Raw genomic sequence first — 19367 nt, 5'->3', positions numbered from 1 at the left:
TGCGGACGCTTGCGTCGCGGCCGCGCTGCGTCGAGACTGGGCGGGGATTTCCCGGGGGAAGGGGCTCGCGTCATGTCCGGCTTTGAGCTGATACGGCGGATTTTCGGCAACGAACACGGCGAGCGTCGTGCGGTGCCGCGCAGTGGCGTGCCCAAGGAAGCGCACATCCTGGTGGTCGACGACTCGCCGACCATTCGCGCGGTGCTGGGCAAGATGCTCACCCAGGACGGCCACGTGGTGTTCAAGGCGGCCGACGGCGAGAGCGCGCTCGAGCTGGCCCGCAACGAATTGCCCGACCTGATTTTCCTGGACATCGTGATGCCCGGCATGAACGGCTTCGCCGTGCTGCGCGCGTTGCGCCGCGAAGCGCTCACCCACGACATCCCGATCGTGATGATCAGCGGCAACCTGCAGGCCACCGAGCAGTTCTACGTGCAGCGATTCGGCGCCGACGACTTCATGAAAAAGCCGTTCGGCCGCGGCGAGGTGTTTGCGCGCCTGCAGCACCTGACCCAGTCCGGCCGCCTGGTGGTGCGACCGCGCACCAGCGTGCCGGTGGCGGCGGCCGAGCCGGTGCTCAGCGCCGACGAGCAGGCGGCCATTCCGGACATCGCCATGCCCGATCCGCAGGATCTGGTGCCGCCTCCGGGCGAAACGAACTGAGCGGCATGCCCGAGGAACGCGGCGAGCTGCGTCTCGACATCTGGCTGTGGGCGGCACGCTTCTTCAAGACCCGCGGCCTGGCCCGCACGGCCATCGAGGCGGGACGGGTGGAACTCGGTGGCGCGCGCTGCAAACCTTCCCGGGCCGTGCACGTCGGTGATCGGCTGCAGGTCAGCCGCGGGCACGAGCGCCTGGAGCTGGACGTGCTCGCGCTGGCATCGCGGCGCGGGCCGGCCAGCGAGGCGCAGTTGCTGTATCGGGAAACCGAGGCCAGTCGCGAGGCGGCCGAGGCATTGCGCGAACAGCGTCGCCTGAGTGGCGCGGCGCTGGATCATCCAGCGCATCGACCCGACAAGCAAGCCCGTCGGCAATTGCGAAAGATCAAGGACTTGCGCTGACAAGTTCAGGCTGAGTACTGCGTCGCACATTGCTGCGTCGCTCTGCGCGAGCATGCGCGACGTATCCACGAGTGCGCCCCGCGCGCACCACTCACGACCCGGGGAGAAGGCATGGACGGACTGGCACGCATCAGTGGCATCGGCTTCATCAAGCGCCTGCTGGGCGGGCATGCGGTCGAGCCGCAACACGTGCAGACCACGCAGGGCGCGCGCATGCTGGTAGTGGACGATTCGCCCACGATCTGCGCCGTGCTCGGCAAGATGCTCAGCCAGGATGGCTACCACCCGTTGAAGGCGGCCGACGGCGCGGCGGCGATCGAGCTGGCGCGCAGCGAGTTGCCGGCGCTGATCTTCCTCGACGTGGTGATGCCCGGCATGAACGGTTTCAGCGTGCTGCGCGCGCTGCGCCACGATCCGGCCACGCGCGACATCCCGATCATCATGATCAGCGGCAACCAGCAGGCCACCGAGCAGTTCTACCTGCAGCGTTACGGTGCGGACGACTTCATGAAAAAGCCGTTCGACCGCGACGACGTGTACGAGCGCATCGGCAGCCTGGTGGCCGCCGGGCGGTTGCCCGCCCGCGATACCTCGGTGGCGGAGAACACGCTGCTGTCTGCCTTGTCGGCGGAGGCGCTGGACGGCATTCCCGACATCGCCATGCCCGATGCCGGGACGCCGGGAACGACCGAGGCGCCGCTGCCGCTGCATCGCGTGGCTTGACAGCGCGCCGGCTCAGTCCAGCGATTTCAGCCGGTACAGGGCTTCCAGCGCCTCGCGCGGCGTCAGCGTATCCGGATCGATGCGTTCCAGCTCGCGCTGGGCGGCCGAGGGTTGCGCCGGCGCAAACAATCCCAGTTGCGGCGAAACTTCAGCGGAGGGCGCTGCGCTGGCGTGCCGGTGCATGCCGCGTTCGAGTTCGGCCAGCGTGCGCTTCGCATCGGCGATCACCGATTTCGGCAGGCCGGCCAGCGCGGCCACCTGGAGACCGAAGCTGCGGTTGGCCGGGCCGTCCTTCACCGCGTGCATGAACACCAGCTGCTCGCCGCGCTTCTGGTCGTGCAGCTCGACCGCATCCAGGTGCACGTTGGCGATCGCCGGGAACTCGCCGGCCAGTTCGGTCAGCTCGAAATAATGCGTGGCGAACAAGGTGTACGCGCGGCAGTGCCGCGCCAAGTGCACGGCGGCGGCGCGGGCCAGCGCCAGACCGTCGTAGGTGCTGGTGCCGCGGCCGACCTCGTCCATCAGCACGAGGCTGTCGGCAGTGGCGTTGTGCAGGATGTTCGCCGTCTCGCTCATCTCCACCATGAAGGTGGACTGGCCACGCGAAAGATCGTCGCCGGCGCCGATGCGGGTGAAGATGCGGTCGATCGGGCCGATCACCGCGCTGGCCGCCGGCACGTAGCTGCCGATGTGCGCAAGCAGCACGATCAGCGCGTTCTGGCGCATGTAGGTGGACTTGCCGCCCATGTTCGGGCCGGTGATCACCAGCATGCGGCGGGTGTCGTCGAGCCTGAGGTCGTTCGGCTCGAACGGCTCGTCGCGGACTTTCTCGACCACCGGGTGGCGGCCGCGCTCGATCGCGATGCCCGGTTCGTCGGTGAGCTGCGGGGCGCTCCAGTCGAGCGCTTCGGCGCGCTCGGCCAGGGTGGCCAGCACGTCCAGTTCGGCCATCGCGGCGGCGGCGATTTTCAGCGGTTCGAGTTTCTCGGTGAGCGTGTCGAGCAGCGCCTCGTACAGCGCGCGCTCGCGCATCAGCGAGCGTTCCTTCGCCGACAGCACCTTGTCCTCGAACGCCTTCAGTTCCTCGGTGATGTAGCGCTCGGCGTTCTTGGTGGTCTGCCGGCGCGTGTAATGCGTAGGCGCCTTGTCCGACTGCGCGCGGCTGATCTCGATGTAGTAGCCGTGCACGCGGTTGTAGCCGACCTTGAGCGTATTGATGCCGCTGGCCGCTTTCTCGCGTTCCTCCAGCTCGACCAGGTACTGGTCGGCATGGGTGGACAGGCGGCGCAGTTCGTCGAGTTCCGCGTCGTAGCCGTCGGCCACTACGCCGCCGTCGCGCTGCAGTACCGGCGGTTGCTCGACGATGGCGTGGGCGAGCAGGGTGGCGGTGTCCGCGTGGTCGCCGATGCGTTCGACCAGGGCATGCAGCAGCGGGCTGTCCAGGCCGTCGATGCGCTGCTGCAACTCCGGTGCAGCCAGCAAGCCGTCGCGCAGGGTCGAAAGATCGCGCGGGCGCGCCGAGCGCAGCGCCACGCGGGCGAGGATGCGTTCGAGATCGCCGATGCCGCGCAACTGCTCGCGCAGGGGTGCGCCGCGGCGGCTGTCGATCAGCATGCCGATCGCCTGATGGCGCCGGCGCAGCACGTCGTGCGAGCGCAGCGGGCGGTTCAGCCAGCGGCGCAGCGCTCGCGCGCCCATCGGCGTCACGGTTTCGTCGAGCACGCCGAGCAAGGTGTGTTCGGTGCGCCCGCTCGGGTGGGTGTCCAGCTCCAGGTTGCGCCGCGTGGCCGCGTCCAGCGCGATCGTCTCGCTGGCACTTTCCACGGCCATGCCGGTGAGGTGCGGCAGCGCGCTCTTCTGGGTTTCCTCGAGGTAGCCGAGCAAACAACCGGCGGCGGCCACGGCCAGCGGCAGCTTGTCCACGCCGAAACCGCCGAGGTCGTGGGTGCCGAAGAAACGGTTCAGTTCGCGCTGCGCCGCGTCGCTGTCGAAATGCCACGGCGGACGCTTGCGCAGGCCGGGCAGGGCGCTGACCAGCTTCGGCCAGGCCACGTCTTCGCCGACCAGGGTCTCGGCCGGCTGCAACCGTGCCAGCTCGGCGGCCAGCGCCTCGGCGCTGGGCACTTCGCTGAGCAGGAAACGGCCGCTGGAAAGATCGACCCAGGCCAGCCCGTAATCGCCGCGCGCGCCGGCGGCGATCGCCAGCAGCAGGTTGTCGCGGCGTTCCTCCAGCAGCGCGGCATCGGTCACCGTGCCGGGGGTGACCACGCGCACCACCTTGCGCTCGACGATGCCCTTGGCCAGTGCCGGGTCACCCATCTGCTCGCAGATCGCCACCGACTCGCCCAGGCGCACCAGCCGCGCCAGGTAGTTCTCCGCCGCGTGGTATGGCACGCCGGCCATCGGGATCGGCGCACCGGCCGATTGCCCGCGCTGGGTCAGCGTGATGTCGAGCAGCCGCGCCGCCTTGCGCGCATCGTCGTAGAACAGCTCGTAGAAATCGCCCATGCGGAAGAACAGCAGCACGTCCGGGTGCTCGGCCTTGGCGGCGAGGTACTGGCGCATGAACGGGGTGTGCTTGGCGTGGTCGTCGTGACTCATGCAATCGGATCTGGAAGGGGAGCAGGCGCCCGGCCGGCGACATGCCCGCGGCCGGATTCCGGGGCGCGAGTCTGGCACGGAGTTCGTGCCCATGGTAACGGCGTGCGTGATCCCGCGCTGCGACTGCCGGTGAACACGCCGGTGCGGGCGGCGAGATTCAGGTCGGCAGGTTGGTGCTGCGCTGGACGCGCGGCGGTGCGTCGTGTTGCGCGCCCTCACCGCTGCGCTGGCGCATGCGCGAAGGAGGCCGCGCGGGCATGCCCGGGCCGGCGAGCACGCGCGAGGCCATCCGCGGCGATGGCTGTTCCATCTCCCGCCGCCGCCCCAGGCAAGCGGTGAACAGCGCATACATGGCCAGCAGCACGACGAAGGCCACCGCGTTGGCCAGCGCGCCGGCAAGCTGGTGGATGACGTGGCCCAGCACCGGCATGATCGCGGCGAACGCCACCAGGCAGATCAGCGTGTCGCGTGGCTTCAGGCCTGCATCCATCAGCAGGTGATGGATGTGGCCGCGATCGGCGGTGAACGGGGACTCGCCCCGGTGCAGGCGGCGGAACATCACGGTCAAAGTGTCGAACACGGGTAGCGCCACGCACCACAGCACCAGCCCGGGCGAGAGCTGCCGCGACTGGCCCTGACTCATGCCGATCAGCGACCAGGCCAGCAGGTAGCCCAGCATGACGCTGCCGGCATCGCCCAGGAACACCTTGCCGACGCGTCCGAACAGACCCAGGTTGGCCGCCAGATACGGCACCAGTGCGGCAGCGATCACCGCCACCGCGGCGAACTGCAGGTTCGATCCGGTGTGGCGGCCGAGCAGCTCGATGCCACCGGCGGCGACCAGGGCCAGGCAGCCGGCCAATCCGTCGATGCCGTCGATGAGGTTGAACGCATTCAGCAGGCCGATCACCGCGACCACGGTGAACGGTATCCCCAGCCAGCCGAGCGTGAGCTCGTGGCCATGCACCATGCCCAGCGAACGGATGTAGACGCCCGAGCTGATGACCACGATGGCGATGGCGGCCAGCTCGGTGACCACGCGCACCCACACGCGCAGGTCGAGCAGGTCGTCGGCCACGCCGACCACCACCAGCATCAGCGTGGTCCAGATCACGGCGTCCTCGAACGGGGTGAATACATCCGCGTGCCACCACCCGGCCAGCATGCCGATGGCGATGGCCAGGCCGCCGACCAGCGGCGTGTCGAAGGCGTGCCGCTTGCGACCCTGGTCCGGGTAATCGACCAGGCCCAGGCGGCGACCGAGCGGCAGCAGTGCCATCAGCGAGACAGCCGACACGCCGGTGGCGATCGCGCAGCTTTCGAGTATCCGCGGGTCGAAGGTCATGGCAATCCTGCTTGTTCTTCGCGTCGCCGGCAGCCTCGATGCTTTCGCAAGCCCGGGTCGCTGCATCGTTCGGTGACGCTGCTCGGCCTGTTCGAGATGCCACACGAACGGCTCGGTGGAGGGGCATGCCGCATCGGCGAAGGGTCGACTCCGCGACCCTTCGCCGCCCAGCCCGGTCATTTGCTGTTGTTGAGGTAGTACTGGCTGGACGCGGTGGCGCTCAGCGCGCTGGTGAGCGGCAACAACTGGCTGGTGAAGCGATTCCAGCGAGTGATGCCGGCCGCGCTGGCGAACACCACGTCGCCCGGTTGCACCTTGAAACTGTCGGCCAGCGCGAACGCGGCAGGCGATTTCGCATCCAGCTCGTACACGGTCGGCCGCTGGTTGGGGTCCTCCTTGTGCAGCGCGCCGCGCACCACGTAGACCATGCCTCTGGAGGTGGTCTCGTTGAGGCCGCCGGCCTGTCCCAGCGCCTGGGTCAGGGTGAGGTTCGAGGTGTTGAAGCGCAGCGCCTGCGGGCGCAGCACTTCGCCCATCACGTAGACCTCCTGGTCGAAGTTGAACGGCACGAACACGCGGTCGCCCGGGCGCAGGTAGATCTTGCGGGCCAGCGCCTTGCCGTCGTGCGACGGGCTCAGGTCGAGGTGGTAAGACTCGTCTCCGCGCGTCAGCACCACGTTGGAGAGGTCGGCATTCTTGCTGTCCACGCCGCCCGCCACGCCGATCGCCTCGCCCAGCGTCAGCGGCACCGTGGTCACCGGCTGCGCGCCGGCCTTGACGAAGGCGCCTTCCAGCACCACGCGCTGGCTGCCGTAGCCGGCGACGCTCACGTCCACCAGCGGCGCCCGGATGAAGTGCGACAGCCCCGAGGTGATCGCCTGGCGCGCCTGCTCGATGGTCATGCCGGCCACTTTCACCACGCCGGCGTAGGGGAAATACAAGGTGCCGTCGGGCCGCACCAGCCGCTCGTTGGCGGCGGTTTCCTGCTGTTGGCCGGCGGGCGAGGTCAGCTCCGGGTGGTCCCACACGGTGATGTGCAGGGTGTCGCCGGGGCCGATCCGGTAGCCTTCCGGGCGATAGTCCAGCAGCGCCGGCGGCAGCGCCGAGGTCGTGTCGGCCGCCGCGTTCTGCTGCTGCGTCTGGACCAGGCTCGGCGTGATCGGCACCAGCGCCACGTAGCTGTTTTCGCCGCCGAGCGAGCTCTTCGACATCGACTGCCCCGGCGCCCAGACGCAGCCGGCGAGCGATGCCACCAGCAGCATGCCGGCCACGCTGCGCATCGACGCCGCGGCGCGCGCCCTGCCGCGCTTGCCCTGCGGGCGGATGTCGTTGCGGACCTCGCGGCGGGGCATCGTCGGAACTGCAGCAAGCGCACCTCGGTTCATGTCGGATTGCTCCTGTCATTCGGATCGGATAATGGCATTGATGCAATATCGAGCCGGCCCAATAATCCGCGCCGCGGATGATTTGTCCAGTGCATGGATTTATTGGATGTTCATTCACATGTCCCGGCAGTGAACCATTTCATCGGCATTTCACGTTTCAGTGCCGATGTCCGGGTTGACAATTCCGGCGCGCCGCGCGCAAATGCTTCCTTCGACAACGGCGCATTGCGTCATGTGGCTCTACCGTTCACGCCGGCCCTCGCGAGGCGGCGTGCCGCAAGAAATTGCGCTGCGGCCGCGGCGAAAGCCGGTATCCATGGCCTGAATCCGATCGCATCGAGGCCTCGTGCGGCAGCGAAGGATGGAGGCGGCAAAACTCCGGTGGGTGCGGCGGATATTCGGCGCGATGGCGCGTCGCATTTTGTTTCGATGGTGGGTGATCGATGCGCCAACTTGGCTGATTCATGAATGACGTGAATATCCGTTTCAAACCGGAATGTCTTCGGCATGAAATGCATGAGCAGATAATGGTTTCATATGGAACATTCACATTTTCAAGGTCCACTGTGGATGCGCCCGGGTAATCGCGTCGCCGATGCCCGCGAATGCCGGTTCCCGGGCATGGCCGTCCGCCGTGGCGTCCGCGTGTCCAGCTTCGTTCCGGAGAGAGTCCCGTGAAAGCCATCAGTGGTCCCGCGATCCAGATCCAGCCCGACGACGAGATCGATCCCCGTGCCCTGGTGGGCACCTTGCTGGACCACAAATGGCTCATCATCAAGGCGACCCTGGGCGCCCTGGCGATCGGGCTCGCCTACCTGCTGGTGGCGACGCCGCAGTACGAGGCCAAGGCGATGGTGCAGGTGGAGCAGGCGCCGAGCTTGCCCGGATTGAACCTGGGCACGCAGCAAAGCAGCCCGTCGAGCCCCGCGGCGGCGGACGCCAAGGCGATCCTCACCGCGCAATCGGTGGTCGGCGAGGCGGTGCGCAACCTGCATCTCTATATCGACACCAGTCCCTATCGCGTGCCGGTGATCGGCGGTCTGGTCGCCCGGTTGCACGACCTGACCTCGGGCAACGAGGTCAACGCGCCCTGGTTCGGGCTGAACGGGTACGGATGGGGCGGCGCGCACCTGGACATGCCGCAGCTGAACGTGCCCGACCGGTTGCTGGGGGAGGACATGACGCTGACCGCCGGCCCGGACGGCAGCTATGTGCTCACCGAGGACAGCGACGTGCCGTTCTCGCCGGGGATGCAGTTGCTGCAGGGCCATGTCGGACGCGTGTCGAGCGGGTCGGGCGTGACCATGCTGGTCAAGAGCATGCGCGCCAACCCCGGCATGCGCTTCCACGTGGTGCGCAACGACGAGGTGACAACGATTGCCGGCATCCAGCAGGCGATCTCGACCAGCCAGCCGGTGCAGGGCTCCAACATCATCTCGCTGGCCTATGACAGCGCCGATCCGCACCAGGCGGTCAAGGTGCTCGAGCACGTGGTCAGCGCGTTCCTCGCGCAGAACGTGGGGCGCAATTCGGCCCAGGCATCCAGCAGCCTGAAGTTCGTGCAGCAGCAACTGCCCGACGTCAAGAAGAAGCTGGCCGACGCCCAGGCCGCGCTGGCCGCGTTCCAGCTCAAGGCCCATTCGGTGGATGTGCCGATGCAGACGCAGACACTGCTGAGCGAGATGGCCACGATCAACAACAACATCGACCAGCTCAACATCCAGAAGGCGGAGGTGCAGCGCCTGTACACGCCGCAGCATCCGGCCTACAAGGCGATCATGCAGCAGATCGGGCAGCTGCAGGCGCAGCGCGCCGCGATCGACAAGCGGATGACCACGTTCCCCGACACGCAGCGCCAACTGCTGCGCCTGACCGGCGACGTGCAAGTGCTCAACAACACCTATACCGGGCTGCTCAACGAGGCGCAGCAACTCGAACTTGCGCAGGCGGGCACGGTGGGCACCGCGCGCGTGGTGGATGCGCCTTCGGTCGACATCACCCACCCGGCCAAGCCGCGCAAGCTGCTCACCCTGATGGGCTGCGCCTTTCTCGGCGGGTTCCTGGCGGTGGCGTACATCTTCCTGCAGCAGATGTTCCGGCGCGGCCTGGAAGACCCCGCCGAGATCGAACAGCTCGGCGTGGAGGTGTATTCCGCGATTCCGTTGAGCGAGCAGCAGATCGAGCTGTCGCAGCATCGTCGGCGCCTGCTCGGCAAGGGGCGCTCCGCGCTGCTGGCGCTGGCGGCCCCCGACGACGTGGCGTCCGAGGCCATGCGCAGCCTGCGCACCAGCATGCGCTTCACCCAGCTCGGCGCCAGCGACAACCGCTTGATGGTCTGCGGCTCCAGCTCGCAGGCAGGCAAGACCTTCGTCTCGTCCAACCTCGCGGCGGTCAATGCGCAGGCGGGCCTGCGCGTGTTGCTGATCGACGCCAACATGCGCGATGGCGACCTGCACCAGGTGCTCGGCGTGCGCGCGGACGGCGGCCTGTCCGAGCTGCTGGCCGGCGAGCTGGAGGTGGCTGAAGCCATCCGCCCGATCACCGGCCTGGGCGGCGAGCTGGATTTCATCCCGCGCGGCAGCAAGCCGTCCAATCCGTCGGAGCTGCTGATGCAGCCGTACTTCGGCGCGCTGCTGCGGCGGCTTTCGCCGGCCTATGACCTGGTGGTGATCGACAGCCCGCCGATCCTGGCGGTGACCGACGCGGCCATCATCGGCCATCACGTGGGCACCAGCCTGCTGGTGGTGCGCTACGGGCTCAACCAGTCGCGCGAGGTCGAGCTGGCCATACAGCGCTTCCGCCAGGCTGGCGTGACGATCAAGGGCGTGGTGTTCAACGGCATGGAGAAGCGAAGCAACGGCTTTTCCACCTACGGGTTCCTCGGATACGGCTTTGCCCAATGATCCGCGCCGAGATCAGCGACTTGGCTGAGCCGGTGCCGCGGCCGTCGAACCGCGACGGGTCCGGCTCGCGCCGTCGGCCGGGTTTCGGCGCGGATACGTCTTTCCGCGCGGCGGTGCGGGAGATGGAGGCGGTCGGCCTGCGCGTGCGCACGCAGCCGCATGCCGGCTCCGCGCCGTACGGCGTGTTGTCCGGCCGCACCGGTTCGCGCTTCTTCCTGCTGCCGCTGCGTCCGCGTGCGGTCAGCACCGGTGCGCTGGCCCTGGTGCAGCCGGTGCGGTGGGTGCCGCGCGCGGTCAAGGGCGTGGCCAGCGTCGGCGCGTGGCTGGGACTGGGGCCGCTGTTGCCGCACAAGGTGCATGTTTCCGGGGTGGGCGACCTGGCGCGCATGGCGGATGCCGGTGCCCGCCACGGCGCCTTCCTGACCGGCACGCCCGGCCCGCATCGCAAGCTGAGCGTGCAGCTGATGGACGACGCCGGCCACATTCGCGCCTACGCGAAGGTGTCGCTCGTGCCGGCGGTGCAGGTGCTGCTGCAGCGCGAAGCGCAGGTGTTGCGCCTGCTTGCGGCGATGGACCTGCGCTCGGCGTGGCTGCCCTGCGTGTTGCGCAGTGAAGTGCGCGGCGGCACCGCGATCCTCGCCACCGATGCGGTGCGGACGCCTGCCGCCCGCTGCCTGACCGACCTCGACGCCTTGCACCTGGATTTCCTGCAGGAACTCGCTGCGCGCACGGCGTCGTCATGGGCTCGCAGCGGAGCCTCGCTGCTGGACGAATGGGGCGCACGCCTTGCGCAACTCGGTGACGCTCTGGCGCCGCCGTGGCGACAACGCCTGGATCGCGCGATGGCGGTGCTGGCGGCGGAGCCGTCGCTGATCGCATCCCGCGGCCTGGCCCATGGCGACTTCACGCCGGTCAACTGCTTCCGGCAGGACAGCCGCCTGTGCGTCTTCGACTGGGAATACGCCGGCGCCGCGTATCCGGCCGACCACGACCTGATCTGCCTGCTCGACGCGGTGGCGCGGCTGGGCGGCGATGCGCCGGCCGCGCGGGCGCAGGGACTCGAACAACGGTTGATGGGCGAGCTGGGACGCTCGCGCAACGAAGCCAATCGACGCCTGATCGCCTTCCACTGCGTGCACGCGCTGCGCAGCCTGGAGCGGCAGCCGTCGCAGGCGGATACCGGGTTGGACTGGTACGGCGCCGACGAGGCCGCGCGCACGCTCGATGCGCTGTTGGCGCGGGCGTCCGCCTCGTGAGCGCGTCCAGGGATGCCTCGGTGGAAGCCATGAATGACACCGCCGCCGCCCGCACGATCAGCTCGCTGCCGGCACTGCACGCGTCCAGCTTGCAGCTGCTCAAGCGCGGCGCCTCGGGTGCGTTCCTCGTCACCGTCGGCGGCACCGGGCTGAGCTTTCTGGCCAACCTGGTGATGGCGCGGGTCATCGGGCGGCACGAGTTCGGCGTTTACGCGCTGATGTTCAGCTGGGTCAGCGTGCTGGCGGTGATCGCGCAGGCTGGCCAGGACATCAGCATGATCCGGTTGCTGCCGTCCTATATCCGCGAGGGCGCGTGGGGCAAGGTGCACGGCCTGCGGCGGGGCGTGGGCATGATCGTGCTGGCCACCAGCTGCTGCATCGCGCTGGGCGGCTGCGTGGTGGTGCACGTGCTCGGCGCGAATCAGAGTGCGAGCTGGCGGCACACCTTCTACATCGGCTTCGCGATGCTGCCGGTGTTGACCCAGCTGCAGCAGAGCGGGGCGTTGCACCGGGCGTTCAAGCGACCGGTGGTCAGCGGGCTGTACCAGACGCTGGGGCGTCCGCTGCTGCTGATCGTGTTGCTGGGCGTGCTGGTGTTGAGCGTGCGCGAGATCGACGCGCCGTGGGCGGCGGCGGCGTCGCTGGCAGCCGCGGCGCTGGCGCTGGCCGGCTCGGCGCGGCACCTGCAGCGCAGCTGGCCCGAGCAGGGCAGGGCGGCGGCGCCCGCGTACGAGATCCGCCGCTGGCTGGTCGTCGGCTCGCAGATGTCGATGCTGTCGATCATCGTGGTTTCCGGCAGCCGTCTGGACGTGCTCATCCTGGGCGCGCTGATGGGTCCTGGCGACGTCGGCCCGTATTACGCCGCGGTGCGCATGGCCGGCTTTGCGCTGTTCGCCCAGAGCGCGGCCAACGTGGTGCTCGCGCCGATGATCGCCGAGCGCTACGACGCGCACGACATGGGCGGCCTGCAGCTGGTGGCCACCCGCGCCGCGCGTTTCTCCTTCGCCGGCGCACTCGCCGTGAGCCTGGGCTTCGGCGTCGCCGGGCACTGGTTGCTGGGGCTGTTCGGCCCGGGCTTCGACGCGGCCTATGTGCCGTTGCTGATCCTGCTGTGCGGCTACTGCGCCACCACGTCGCTGGGTGAGGTCGGCTTCATGTTGTCGATGACCAGGTTCCAGCGGCGGGCCTCGATGCTGGTGCTGGTGGGCGTGGCCGCCAATGCGGCGGTGGCATGGCTGCTGGTGCCCAGCCTCGGCGCGACCGGCGCGGCCATCGGCGCGGTGGCGTCGCTGCTGGTCTGGCGCGCCCTGGCGTGGCGCGCGGTGCGCGCGCGACTGGGCATCGATCCGTCGATCTTCGGCGTACCGGCAAAGGGGGTGCCGCGATGAGGGTGGCGCTGGTCATTCCGACGATGGGCGGCGGCGGCGCCGAGCGCGTGATGGCCACGCTGGCCAATGCGTGGGTAGCCGACGGCGCGGCCGTGACCCTGATCACGCTGGCGCGCAGCCATGGCGACAAGTACCCGCTGCACGCGGCGGTGCAGCGGGTGGGGCTGGACGTGGCGGCGCCCTCGCCGCATGCGTTGGTGGCGCTGCGCAGCAATGTGCTGCGGCTGCGCGCGCTGCGCCATGCGCTGCGCGCGGCGCGGCCCGATGTCATCGTCAGCTTCACCACTACCACCAACCTGATGGTGGTGCTTGCCGTCACCGGCTGGCGCGTGCCGGTGATCGTTTCGGAGCGGGTGTTCGTCGCGGCGCATCCGCCGCGGGCGCCCTGGCGGCTCCTGTACCGCGTGCTCTGCCGTCGCGCCGCCGCCGTGGTGGCGCAGACGCGTCGCGGCGCCGACGACCTGGAGGCGCGCCTGCAACGTCCGGTCGAGGTGATCCCCAACCCGGTACGCGAGCTGCCGCTGGCGGGCGTGCGTCGGACCCCGCGCGGGCCAGGGCGCATCGTGCTGGCATCCGGCCGGCTGGAGGCGCAGAAGGGTTTCGACATCCTGATCGGCGCCTGGGCCACGCTCGCCGCGACGCACCCGCACTGGCGCCTGCGCATCACCGGCGAAGGCTCGATGCGTGCGGCGCTGAACGAACAGATCGACCGGCTCGGCCTCGGCGCCAGCGTGGAGCTGGCCGGGTTCGACGACGACCTCGCCGGCGCGATGCGCGAGGCCGACATCTTCGTGCTCTCCTCGCGCTTCGAGGGCATGCCCAATGTGCTGCTGGAGGCGATGTCGCTGGGCCTGGCCTGCGTCAGCACCGATTGCGAGACCGGTCCGCGCGAGATCATCGAGCACGGCAGCAACGGCTGGCTGGTGCCGGTGGCCGATGCGCCCGCGCTGGCCGCCGCGCTCGGCACGCTGATGCACGACGAGGCGCTGCGGCGGCGCCTTGGCGCACGCGCCATCGAGGTGCGCCACACCCATTCGCTGGCCTCGGTGTTCGCCCGCTGGCAGTCGCTGGTGACGCGCGTGGCGGCGCAGTGCGCGGTGCGCGTGCGCGCGAATGTGCCGTCGAACGGCGCGGACGACGCGCGCAAGCCGCGCGTGCTGTTCCTGATCCGTTCGCTCGGCCGTGGCGGCGCCGAGCGGCAGCTGGCGACGCTGGCGATCGGCCTGCGCCGCGACGGCTGGGAGGTGGCGGTGGCCTGCTTCTACGCCGGCGGCCCGTTCCAGCACGAGCTGGAGCGCGGCGGCGTGCCGATCATCGACCTGCACAAGCGCGGGCGCTGGGACGTGGCCGGTTTCCTGTGGCGCCTGGCGCGCGCCTTGCGCGGGTACCGGCCGGACATCGTGCACGGCTACCTCACCGTCGGCAATCTGCTGTCGCTGTTCGCGCCGCTGGCCAGCCCGGGTTCGCGCGTGGTCTGGGGCGTGCGCTCCTCATTCATCGACCGGCAGCGCTACGACTGGATGTCGCGCGCCACCTTTGCGCTGAGTTGCCGCATGGCGCGCCGCGCGGACCGGATCATCTTCAACTCCCGCGCCGGCTCCACGCTGCATGGCGCGCAGGGTTATCCCGCCGACCGGCTGGTGGTGATCGCCAACGGCATCGACACCGGACACTTCCGCTTCGACGCGGCCTCGCGCGCGCGGATGCGGCGCGCGTGGGAGGTGCCCGACACTGCGCTGCTGGTGGGGCTGGTCGGGCGGCTCGATCCGATGAAGGACCACCCGACCTTCCTGCAGGCGATCGCGGGGCTGGCGCACGATGCGCGCTGGCGTTTCGTCTGTGTCGGCGGCGGCGATGCGGGTTACGCCGAGCAGCTGCAGGCGCAGGCGCGCGAGCTGGGGCTGGCCGAGCGCCTGGTCTGGGCCGGCCCGTGCGAGGACATGGCCGCGGCCTACAGCGCGATCGACATCCTGGCGTCCTCCTCGCGCGGCGAAGGCTTTCCGAACGTGGTCGCCGAGGCGATGGCGTGCGGACGGCCGTGCGTGGTCACCGACGTCGGCGATTCGGCAGATCTGGTGGGGGACACCGGCATCGTCGTGCCGGCCGGCGACCCGGTGGCGCTGCGCGACGGCATCGCGCGGATGCGCGAGCGGATGGCGCGCGATCCGTTCGCGGCGGCGCACGCTGCGCGCGCGCGCGTCGTCGACCAGTTCAGCACTGCGCGGCTGGTCGGCCATTCGGAGCGCGTGCTGGAAGAGGTGCATCGTCGCCACTGCACGCTGGGCGGGGCGACGTCATGAACGCCCGCTTCCTGCCGCGCACGCCGGTGGACCTCCTGTTGGCGGCCTTCGTGTTGTGGTTCGGCAGCGACGCCAGCGATTTCCTGTTCACCACGCGCGGCCTCAAGCCGCTCTATTCCTACGTGGCGGTGATCGGCTTTGCCGCCTTCTATGCGGTGGCCCAGGGCGCGGCGGCGCAGTCGCTGGCCATCCTGCGCGACGGCGGCACGCGTCGCTTCGTCATCTGGCTGCTGCTCTACATCGTGTATGGCGTGCTGATCTTCCTGCAGTCCTCGCAGAGCCACACGGCGTTGCAGGCGCTGATCACGCTGATCGAGATGGTGGCGATCGGCATGGCATTCGCCACGCTGATGGTGCATCCACGGCGGTTGCACATGCTGGGCGGGATGTTCCTGCTGCTGGCCCTGTTCGCCGCCGGCATGAACCTGCTCGATTTCATCCATCCGCGGTTCTCCAACGTGCCCGGGCGCGCGGCCGGGCTGTACATCAACCCCAACGTGGCCGGCTATGCGCTCGCGCTGGTGATGTTGTGCGGCATGGACAGCGTGCCGGCGCGCTTGCGCTGGCTTTTCGTGCTGGTGTGCGGCGTCGGCGTGCTGGTCACGTTCTCGCGGTCGGCGTGGATCATGTGGGGCGTGGCGCTGATCTGGCTGGGCCGGCACGATCGCACGCACGGCGCAAAGTGGAAGCTCGCCGTGATGACGCTGTCCACGCTGGCCGGCATCGGCATCCTGCTGTCCCTGTTCAGCGGCGAGCTGGGCGAACTGCTGGCCGGCACGTCGTTCGCCCGCTATCTCGATCCGAACACGCTGGCGCGCATGGGCGTGGGCGGCTCCTCGCTGTCGGGCGATTCGGCTGCCACCCGCATGGACCTGGTCTGGTTCTCGCTGCACGAGGCGGCGCAAAGCCCGCTGTTCGGGCATGGCAGCGGCTATGTCTACGAGTGGGCGTTCCCGGTCGGGCCGCACGACATGTACCTGCGTTTCCTGGTCGAGGGCGGCGTGTTCGGGCTGGCTTTCTACCTGGCCTTGCTGGTCGTGTTGTGGCGGGCCACGTCGGGGCTGCAGCGCGTGCTGGTGTTGCAACTGGTGATCGCCAGCTTCTTCTCGCACAACCTGCTGGAAAGCCCGACGATCATCCTCGTCATCAGCTTCATGCTTGCGCGGCAGGCGCTGGAGAAACGCGAGCTCGCGGTGGCGCGGTGGTTGGCGTCGCCCCGCGTGGGGGTGCCGGCGTGAAGATCTGCCACGTCATCACCGGGTTGAACGCCGGCGGCGCCGAGATCGCGCTGTGTCGCCTGCTCGAATCATTGCCCGCCCCGGCGTACCGGCATGCGGTGGTGGTGCTGGGCGGCGAGGGGACGCTGAGCGCGCGCCTGGCCGAATCTGCCCGGGTGCACCACATGGGCATCCGGCCCGGCCGCGCCGGCCCCGGCGACGTGATGCGGCTGCGGCGATTGCTGGCGCACGAGTCGGCCGACCTGGTCCATGCCTGGATGTACCACGCGCACCTGCTCACCTCGCTGGCGCTGTGGGGGCAGTCCGTGCCGCACCTGTGGAGCGTGCACCATTCACTGACCGACCTGGCCACCGACAAGCCGCTGACGCGCGTGGTGATCCGCCTCAACGCGGTGTTCTCGACGCGGCCCAGCTGCGTGCTGTATGCCTCCCAGCTCAGCGCCTCGCAGCACGAGGACTACGGCTTCAGCCGCTTGCGCACGGTGGTGATTCCCAACGGTTACGACACCGGCGTGCTGGTGCCGGACCCGGCGGCGCGCGCGCGCATCCGCGAGGAGCTGGCGGTGCCGGGCGATGGCCTGGTGATCGGCATGGTGGCGCGCGTGCATCCGACCAAGGATCACGGCAACTTCCTGCACGCAGCGAAGCTGTTCCGGGAAAGCCATCCCGACAGCGTGTTCGTGCTGGTCGGCGACGGCGCGACCGCCGCGAATGCGGAACTCGCCAGCCAGGTCGACGCCTTGCAATTGCGCACCCATGTGCGCCTGCTCGGCCGGCGCCAGGACATCCCGGCGATCAACGCGGCGTTCGACATCGCCACCCTGGCCTCGCGCGGCGAGGCCTTCCCCAATGCGGTGGCCGAGGCGATGGCCTGCGGCGTGCCGTGCGTGGCCACCGACGTGGGCGATGTGCCGCTGATCGTGGCCGACACCGGTGTGGTGGTGCCGGCGCGCGATTCCGCCGCGCTCTGCGCCGGCTGGGCCAGCCTGGCCGCGCTGCCGCCGCGCGAGCGGCACCAACTGGGTCTGCGCGCGCGCCAGCGCATCGTCGACAACTACACGGCCAGGCTGCGCACGCGGCGTTACGCCGATCTGTATTCGTCCATCGTGCAGGAGCGACAAGCATGTGCGGAATAGCCGGCTTCTGGGATGCCTCCCACGCCTTCACCGCCGAAGACGGCGGCGCCATCGTGCGGCGCATGACCGACGCGCTGAGCCATCGCGGCCCGGACGACGACGGCCATTTCCAGGATGCCGCGGCAGGCGTGGCGCTCGGCCATCGGCGTCTTTCGGTGATCGACCCGACACCGGGTGGCCACCAGCCGATGACTTCGGCCAGTGGACGCTACGTGATCGTGTTCAACGGCGAGGTCTACAACCATCACCGCCTGCGCCGCGAGCTGACGCCGCTCGGCGCGACGTTCCGCGGGCGCTCGGACACGGAGGTGATGCTGGCGGCGATCGAGCAATGGGGGCTGGAAGCGGCAGTCAGGCGCTTCGTGGGCATGTTCGCTTTCGCGTTGTGGGATCGCCGCGAGCGCACGCTCGCCCTGGTGCGCGACCGGCTCGGCATCAAGCCGCTCTATTACGGCTGGGTGGGTTCGCTGTTCGTGTTCGGCTCCGAGCTGAAGGCGCTGCGGCGCTGCCCGCGGTTCGCCAACCCGGTCGACCGCGACGCGCTGTGCCTGCTGCTGCGGCACAACTACATCGGCGCACCGCACGCCATCTACCGGGGCATCCGCAAGCTGCTGCCGGGCACCTGGCTGAGCGTGGACCAGGGGATGGCCGCCTCGCGCGTCGACGCGTCGACGCTCGCCACGCGGGCGCAAGTCTACTGGTCGGCCCGCGAGGTCGCGCAGGCCGGCGTGGCCGATCGCCTGCACCTGTCCGACGCCGCGGCCACCGACGAGCTGGAGAAACTCCTGCTCGACGCGGTCGGCCTGCGCATGGAGGCCGACGTGCCGCTGGGCGCGTTCCTCTCCGGCGGCGTGGATTCCTCGCTGGTGGTGGCGCTGATGCAGGCGCAGTCGATGCGGCCGGTGCAGACCTTCTCCATCGGCTTCCACGAGAAGGGCTACGACGAAGCGGGTTACGCCCGCGCCGTGGCCGAACACCTTGGCACCGAGCACCACGAGTTGTACGTGACCGCGCGCGACGCGCTGGACGTGGTGCCGAAGTTGCCGTCGATGTTCGACGAGCCGTTCTCCGATTCCTCGCAGATACCGACCTACCTGCTGTCGCGGCTGGCCCGGCGCCAGGTGACGGTGAGTCTCTCCGGTGACGGCGGCGATGAGTTGTTCGGCGGTTACGAGCGCTATTTCAAGGCGCGCGCGATCGAGCGCGGCCTGGACTGGATACCGGCGGGGTTGCAGCGGCGGCTCGCGCGCTCGCTGTCGCATCGCGCCGGTTTCTACGAGTCGCTGCTCGCCGGCGCCAATCGCTGCGTACCGGCACGCATCCGCCTGAAGCGGCCGCGCTCCAAGATCGGCGTGCTCGCCAGCATGCTCGACGCCGGGCCACAGGAGCAGCGCTATCGCCTGCTGATGTCGCATTTGCGCGATCCCGCCCGCGTGGTGCTGCACGGCGAGGAGCCGCCGACCGGGCTGAGCCACCCCGAGCTGGGGCCGCAGGTGCGGGAGGTGTTCGAGCGGATGATGTACAGCGACCTGGTCAGCTACCTGCCGGGCGACGTGCTGACCAAGGTCGATCGCGCCAGCATGGCGGTGAGCCTGGAGGCGCGCGTGCCGCTGCTGGATCACCGCGTGGCCGAGTTCGCCTGGCGCGTGCCGATGCGGCAGAAAGTGCGCGGCGGCGAGGGCAAGTGGCTGTTGCGCCAGGTGCTGTACCGGCACGTGCCGCGCGCGCTGATTGACCGCCCCAAGAAGGGCTTCGGCGTGCCGATGGGCGAGTGGCTGCGCGGGCCGCTGCGCGAGTGGGCCGAAGCGCTGCTGGAACCGGCACGGTTGCGCGAGGAGGGTTACTTCGAACCCGAATACGTGCGCGCGATGTTCGTCGACCACCTGGCGGGGCGGGTGCACGAGGGCGGCCGGCTGTGGGACGTGCTTATGTTCCAGGCCTGGCTGCGGGAAACCCGGCAGCCGGACGCGCACCCGCGCGATGCGGTCGCGAACGCGTGCGGCTCGCACGCGCCGGCGGGCTTTTGACGTG

General features: G+C 69.5%; 14 protein-coding genes. 11 read left to right on the top strand and 3 right to left on the bottom strand.

Going from position 1 to position 19367, the window contains the following annotated elements; translation table 11 throughout:
• Window positions 1-72: 72 nt before the first annotated feature.
• From ACVCL9_RS08505 to ACVCL9_RS08495, 3 genes are all read left to right on the top strand, one after another.
• Window positions 73-663, top strand: a complete 591-nt coding sequence (locus tag ACVCL9_RS08505) for a response regulator (protein WP_447098427.1) — start codon at window positions 73-75, stop codon at window positions 661-663.
• Window positions 664-668: 5 nt separating this feature from the next.
• Complete coding sequence (locus ACVCL9_RS08500; RefSeq protein WP_447098428.1) at window positions 669-1061, top strand: RNA-binding S4 domain-containing protein; 393 nt, start codon at window positions 669-671, stop codon at window positions 1059-1061.
• Between the two features lie 111 nt (window positions 1062-1172).
• A complete protein-coding gene (locus ACVCL9_RS08495) occupies window positions 1173-1784 on the top strand; it encodes a response regulator (protein WP_395119598.1) in 612 nt (203 codons plus the stop codon).
• Between the two features lie 12 nt (window positions 1785-1796).
• On the opposite strand, the gene mutS is transcribed toward ACVCL9_RS08495, so the two are convergent.
• The 3 genes from mutS to ACVCL9_RS08480 all read right to left on the bottom strand — a co-directional run bounded on the left by mutS (window position 1797) and on the right by ACVCL9_RS08480 (window position 7082).
• Entirely contained in the window at window positions 1797-4385 is a 2589-nt protein-coding gene (gene mutS, locus ACVCL9_RS08490) for a DNA mismatch repair protein MutS (protein WP_447098429.1), read from the bottom strand.
• Between the two features lie 157 nt (window positions 4386-4542).
• Window positions 4543-5730 (bottom strand): MraY family glycosyltransferase, encoded by a 1188-nt coding sequence (locus tag ACVCL9_RS08485; protein ID WP_447098430.1) that lies wholly within the window; start codon window positions 5728-5730, stop codon window positions 4543-4545.
• A 176-nt stretch (window positions 5731-5906) separates the two neighbouring features.
• Entirely contained in the window at window positions 5907-7082 is a 1176-nt protein-coding gene (locus tag ACVCL9_RS08480; RefSeq protein ID WP_447098431.1) for a polysaccharide biosynthesis/export family protein, read from the bottom strand.
• A gap of 126 nt (window positions 7083-7208) precedes the next feature.
• Between ACVCL9_RS08480 and ACVCL9_RS08475 the strand changes: the two genes are divergently transcribed.
• The 8 genes from ACVCL9_RS08475 (at window position 7209) to asnB (ending at window position 19363) form a co-directional block, all read left to right on the top strand.
• The gene (locus ACVCL9_RS08475) at window positions 7209-7583 is read left to right on the top strand and encodes a hypothetical protein (RefSeq protein WP_447098432.1); all 375 of its coding nucleotides are present in this window, start codon (window positions 7209-7211) and stop codon (window positions 7581-7583) included.
• Window positions 7584-7789: 206 nt separating this feature from the next.
• The gene (locus ACVCL9_RS08470) at window positions 7790-10018 is read left to right on the top strand and encodes a polysaccharide biosynthesis tyrosine autokinase (RefSeq protein WP_447098433.1); all 2229 of its coding nucleotides are present in this window, start codon (window positions 7790-7792) and stop codon (window positions 10016-10018) included.
• Window positions 10015-11274, top strand: coding sequence for a phosphotransferase family protein (locus ACVCL9_RS08465; protein ID WP_447098434.1), 1260 nt, complete (start codon window positions 10015-10017; stop codon window positions 11272-11274). The genes ACVCL9_RS08470 and ACVCL9_RS08465 overlap by 4 nt, the downstream gene beginning before the upstream one ends.
• Window positions 11275-11303: 29 nt before the next feature.
• Complete coding sequence (locus ACVCL9_RS08460; RefSeq protein WP_447098435.1) at window positions 11304-12662, top strand: lipopolysaccharide biosynthesis protein; 1359 nt, start codon at window positions 11304-11306, stop codon at window positions 12660-12662.
• Entirely contained in the window at window positions 12659-14962 is a 2304-nt protein-coding gene (locus ACVCL9_RS08455; RefSeq protein ID WP_447098436.1) for a glycosyltransferase, read from the top strand. The genes ACVCL9_RS08460 and ACVCL9_RS08455 overlap by 4 nt, the downstream gene beginning before the upstream one ends.
• Window positions 14959-16200, top strand: coding sequence for an O-antigen ligase family protein (locus tag ACVCL9_RS08450; protein ID WP_447098437.1), 1242 nt, complete (start codon window positions 14959-14961; stop codon window positions 16198-16200). Before ACVCL9_RS08455 ends, ACVCL9_RS08450 begins: the two co-directional genes overlap by 4 nt.
• On the top strand, window positions 16197-17336 hold the full coding sequence (locus tag ACVCL9_RS08445; RefSeq protein WP_447098438.1) for a glycosyltransferase family 4 protein: 1140 nt from the start codon (window positions 16197-16199) through the stop codon (window positions 17334-17336). Before ACVCL9_RS08450 ends, ACVCL9_RS08445 begins: the two co-directional genes overlap by 4 nt.
• Window positions 17324-19363 (top strand): asparagine synthase (glutamine-hydrolyzing), encoded by a 2040-nt coding sequence (gene asnB / locus ACVCL9_RS08440; RefSeq protein ID WP_447098439.1) that lies wholly within the window; start codon window positions 17324-17326, stop codon window positions 19361-19363. Before ACVCL9_RS08445 ends, asnB begins: the two co-directional genes overlap by 13 nt.
• Window positions 19364-19367 lie beyond the last annotated feature (4 nt).

This window comes from Rhodanobacter sp. UC4438_H5, assembly GCF_052978405.1.
The sequence above is the reverse complement of the archived record's forward strand: the minus strand, read 5'-3'. Positions and strand labels throughout refer to the sequence as shown.

Bases quoted from the DNA above. Each gene is read 5' to 3' on its own strand.
- ACVCL9_RS08505 (WP_447098427.1), top strand. From the start codon at position 73: ATGTCCGGCTTTGAGCTGATACGGCGGATTTTCGGCAACGAACACGGC.
- ACVCL9_RS08500 (WP_447098428.1), top strand. From the start codon at position 669: ATGCCCGAGGAACGCGGCGAGCTGCGTCTCGACATCTGGCTGTGGGCG.
- ACVCL9_RS08495 (WP_395119598.1), top strand. From the start codon at position 1,173: ATGGACGGACTGGCACGCATCAGTGGCATCGGCTTCATCAAGCGCCTG.
- mutS (WP_447098429.1), bottom strand. From the start codon at position 4,385: ATGAGTCACGACGACCACGCCAAGCACACCCCGTTCATGCGCCAGTAC.
- ACVCL9_RS08485 (WP_447098430.1), bottom strand. From the start codon at position 5,730: ATGACCTTCGACCCGCGGATACTCGAAAGCTGCGCGATCGCCACCGGC.
- ACVCL9_RS08480 (WP_447098431.1), bottom strand. From the start codon at position 7,082: ATGCCCCGCCGCGAGGTCCGCAACGACATCCGCCCGCAGGGCAAGCGC.
- ACVCL9_RS08475 (WP_447098432.1), top strand. From the start codon at position 7,209: ATGGATTTATTGGATGTTCATTCACATGTCCCGGCAGTGAACCATTTC.
- ACVCL9_RS08465 (WP_447098434.1), top strand. From the start codon at position 10,015: ATGATCCGCGCCGAGATCAGCGACTTGGCTGAGCCGGTGCCGCGGCCG.
- ACVCL9_RS08460 (WP_447098435.1), top strand. From the start codon at position 11,304: ATGAATGACACCGCCGCCGCCCGCACGATCAGCTCGCTGCCGGCACTG.
- ACVCL9_RS08455 (WP_447098436.1), top strand. From the start codon at position 12,659: ATGAGGGTGGCGCTGGTCATTCCGACGATGGGCGGCGGCGGCGCCGAG.
- ACVCL9_RS08450 (WP_447098437.1), top strand. From the start codon at position 14,959: ATGAACGCCCGCTTCCTGCCGCGCACGCCGGTGGACCTCCTGTTGGCG.
- asnB (WP_447098439.1), top strand. From the start codon at position 17,324: ATGTGCGGAATAGCCGGCTTCTGGGATGCCTCCCACGCCTTCACCGCC.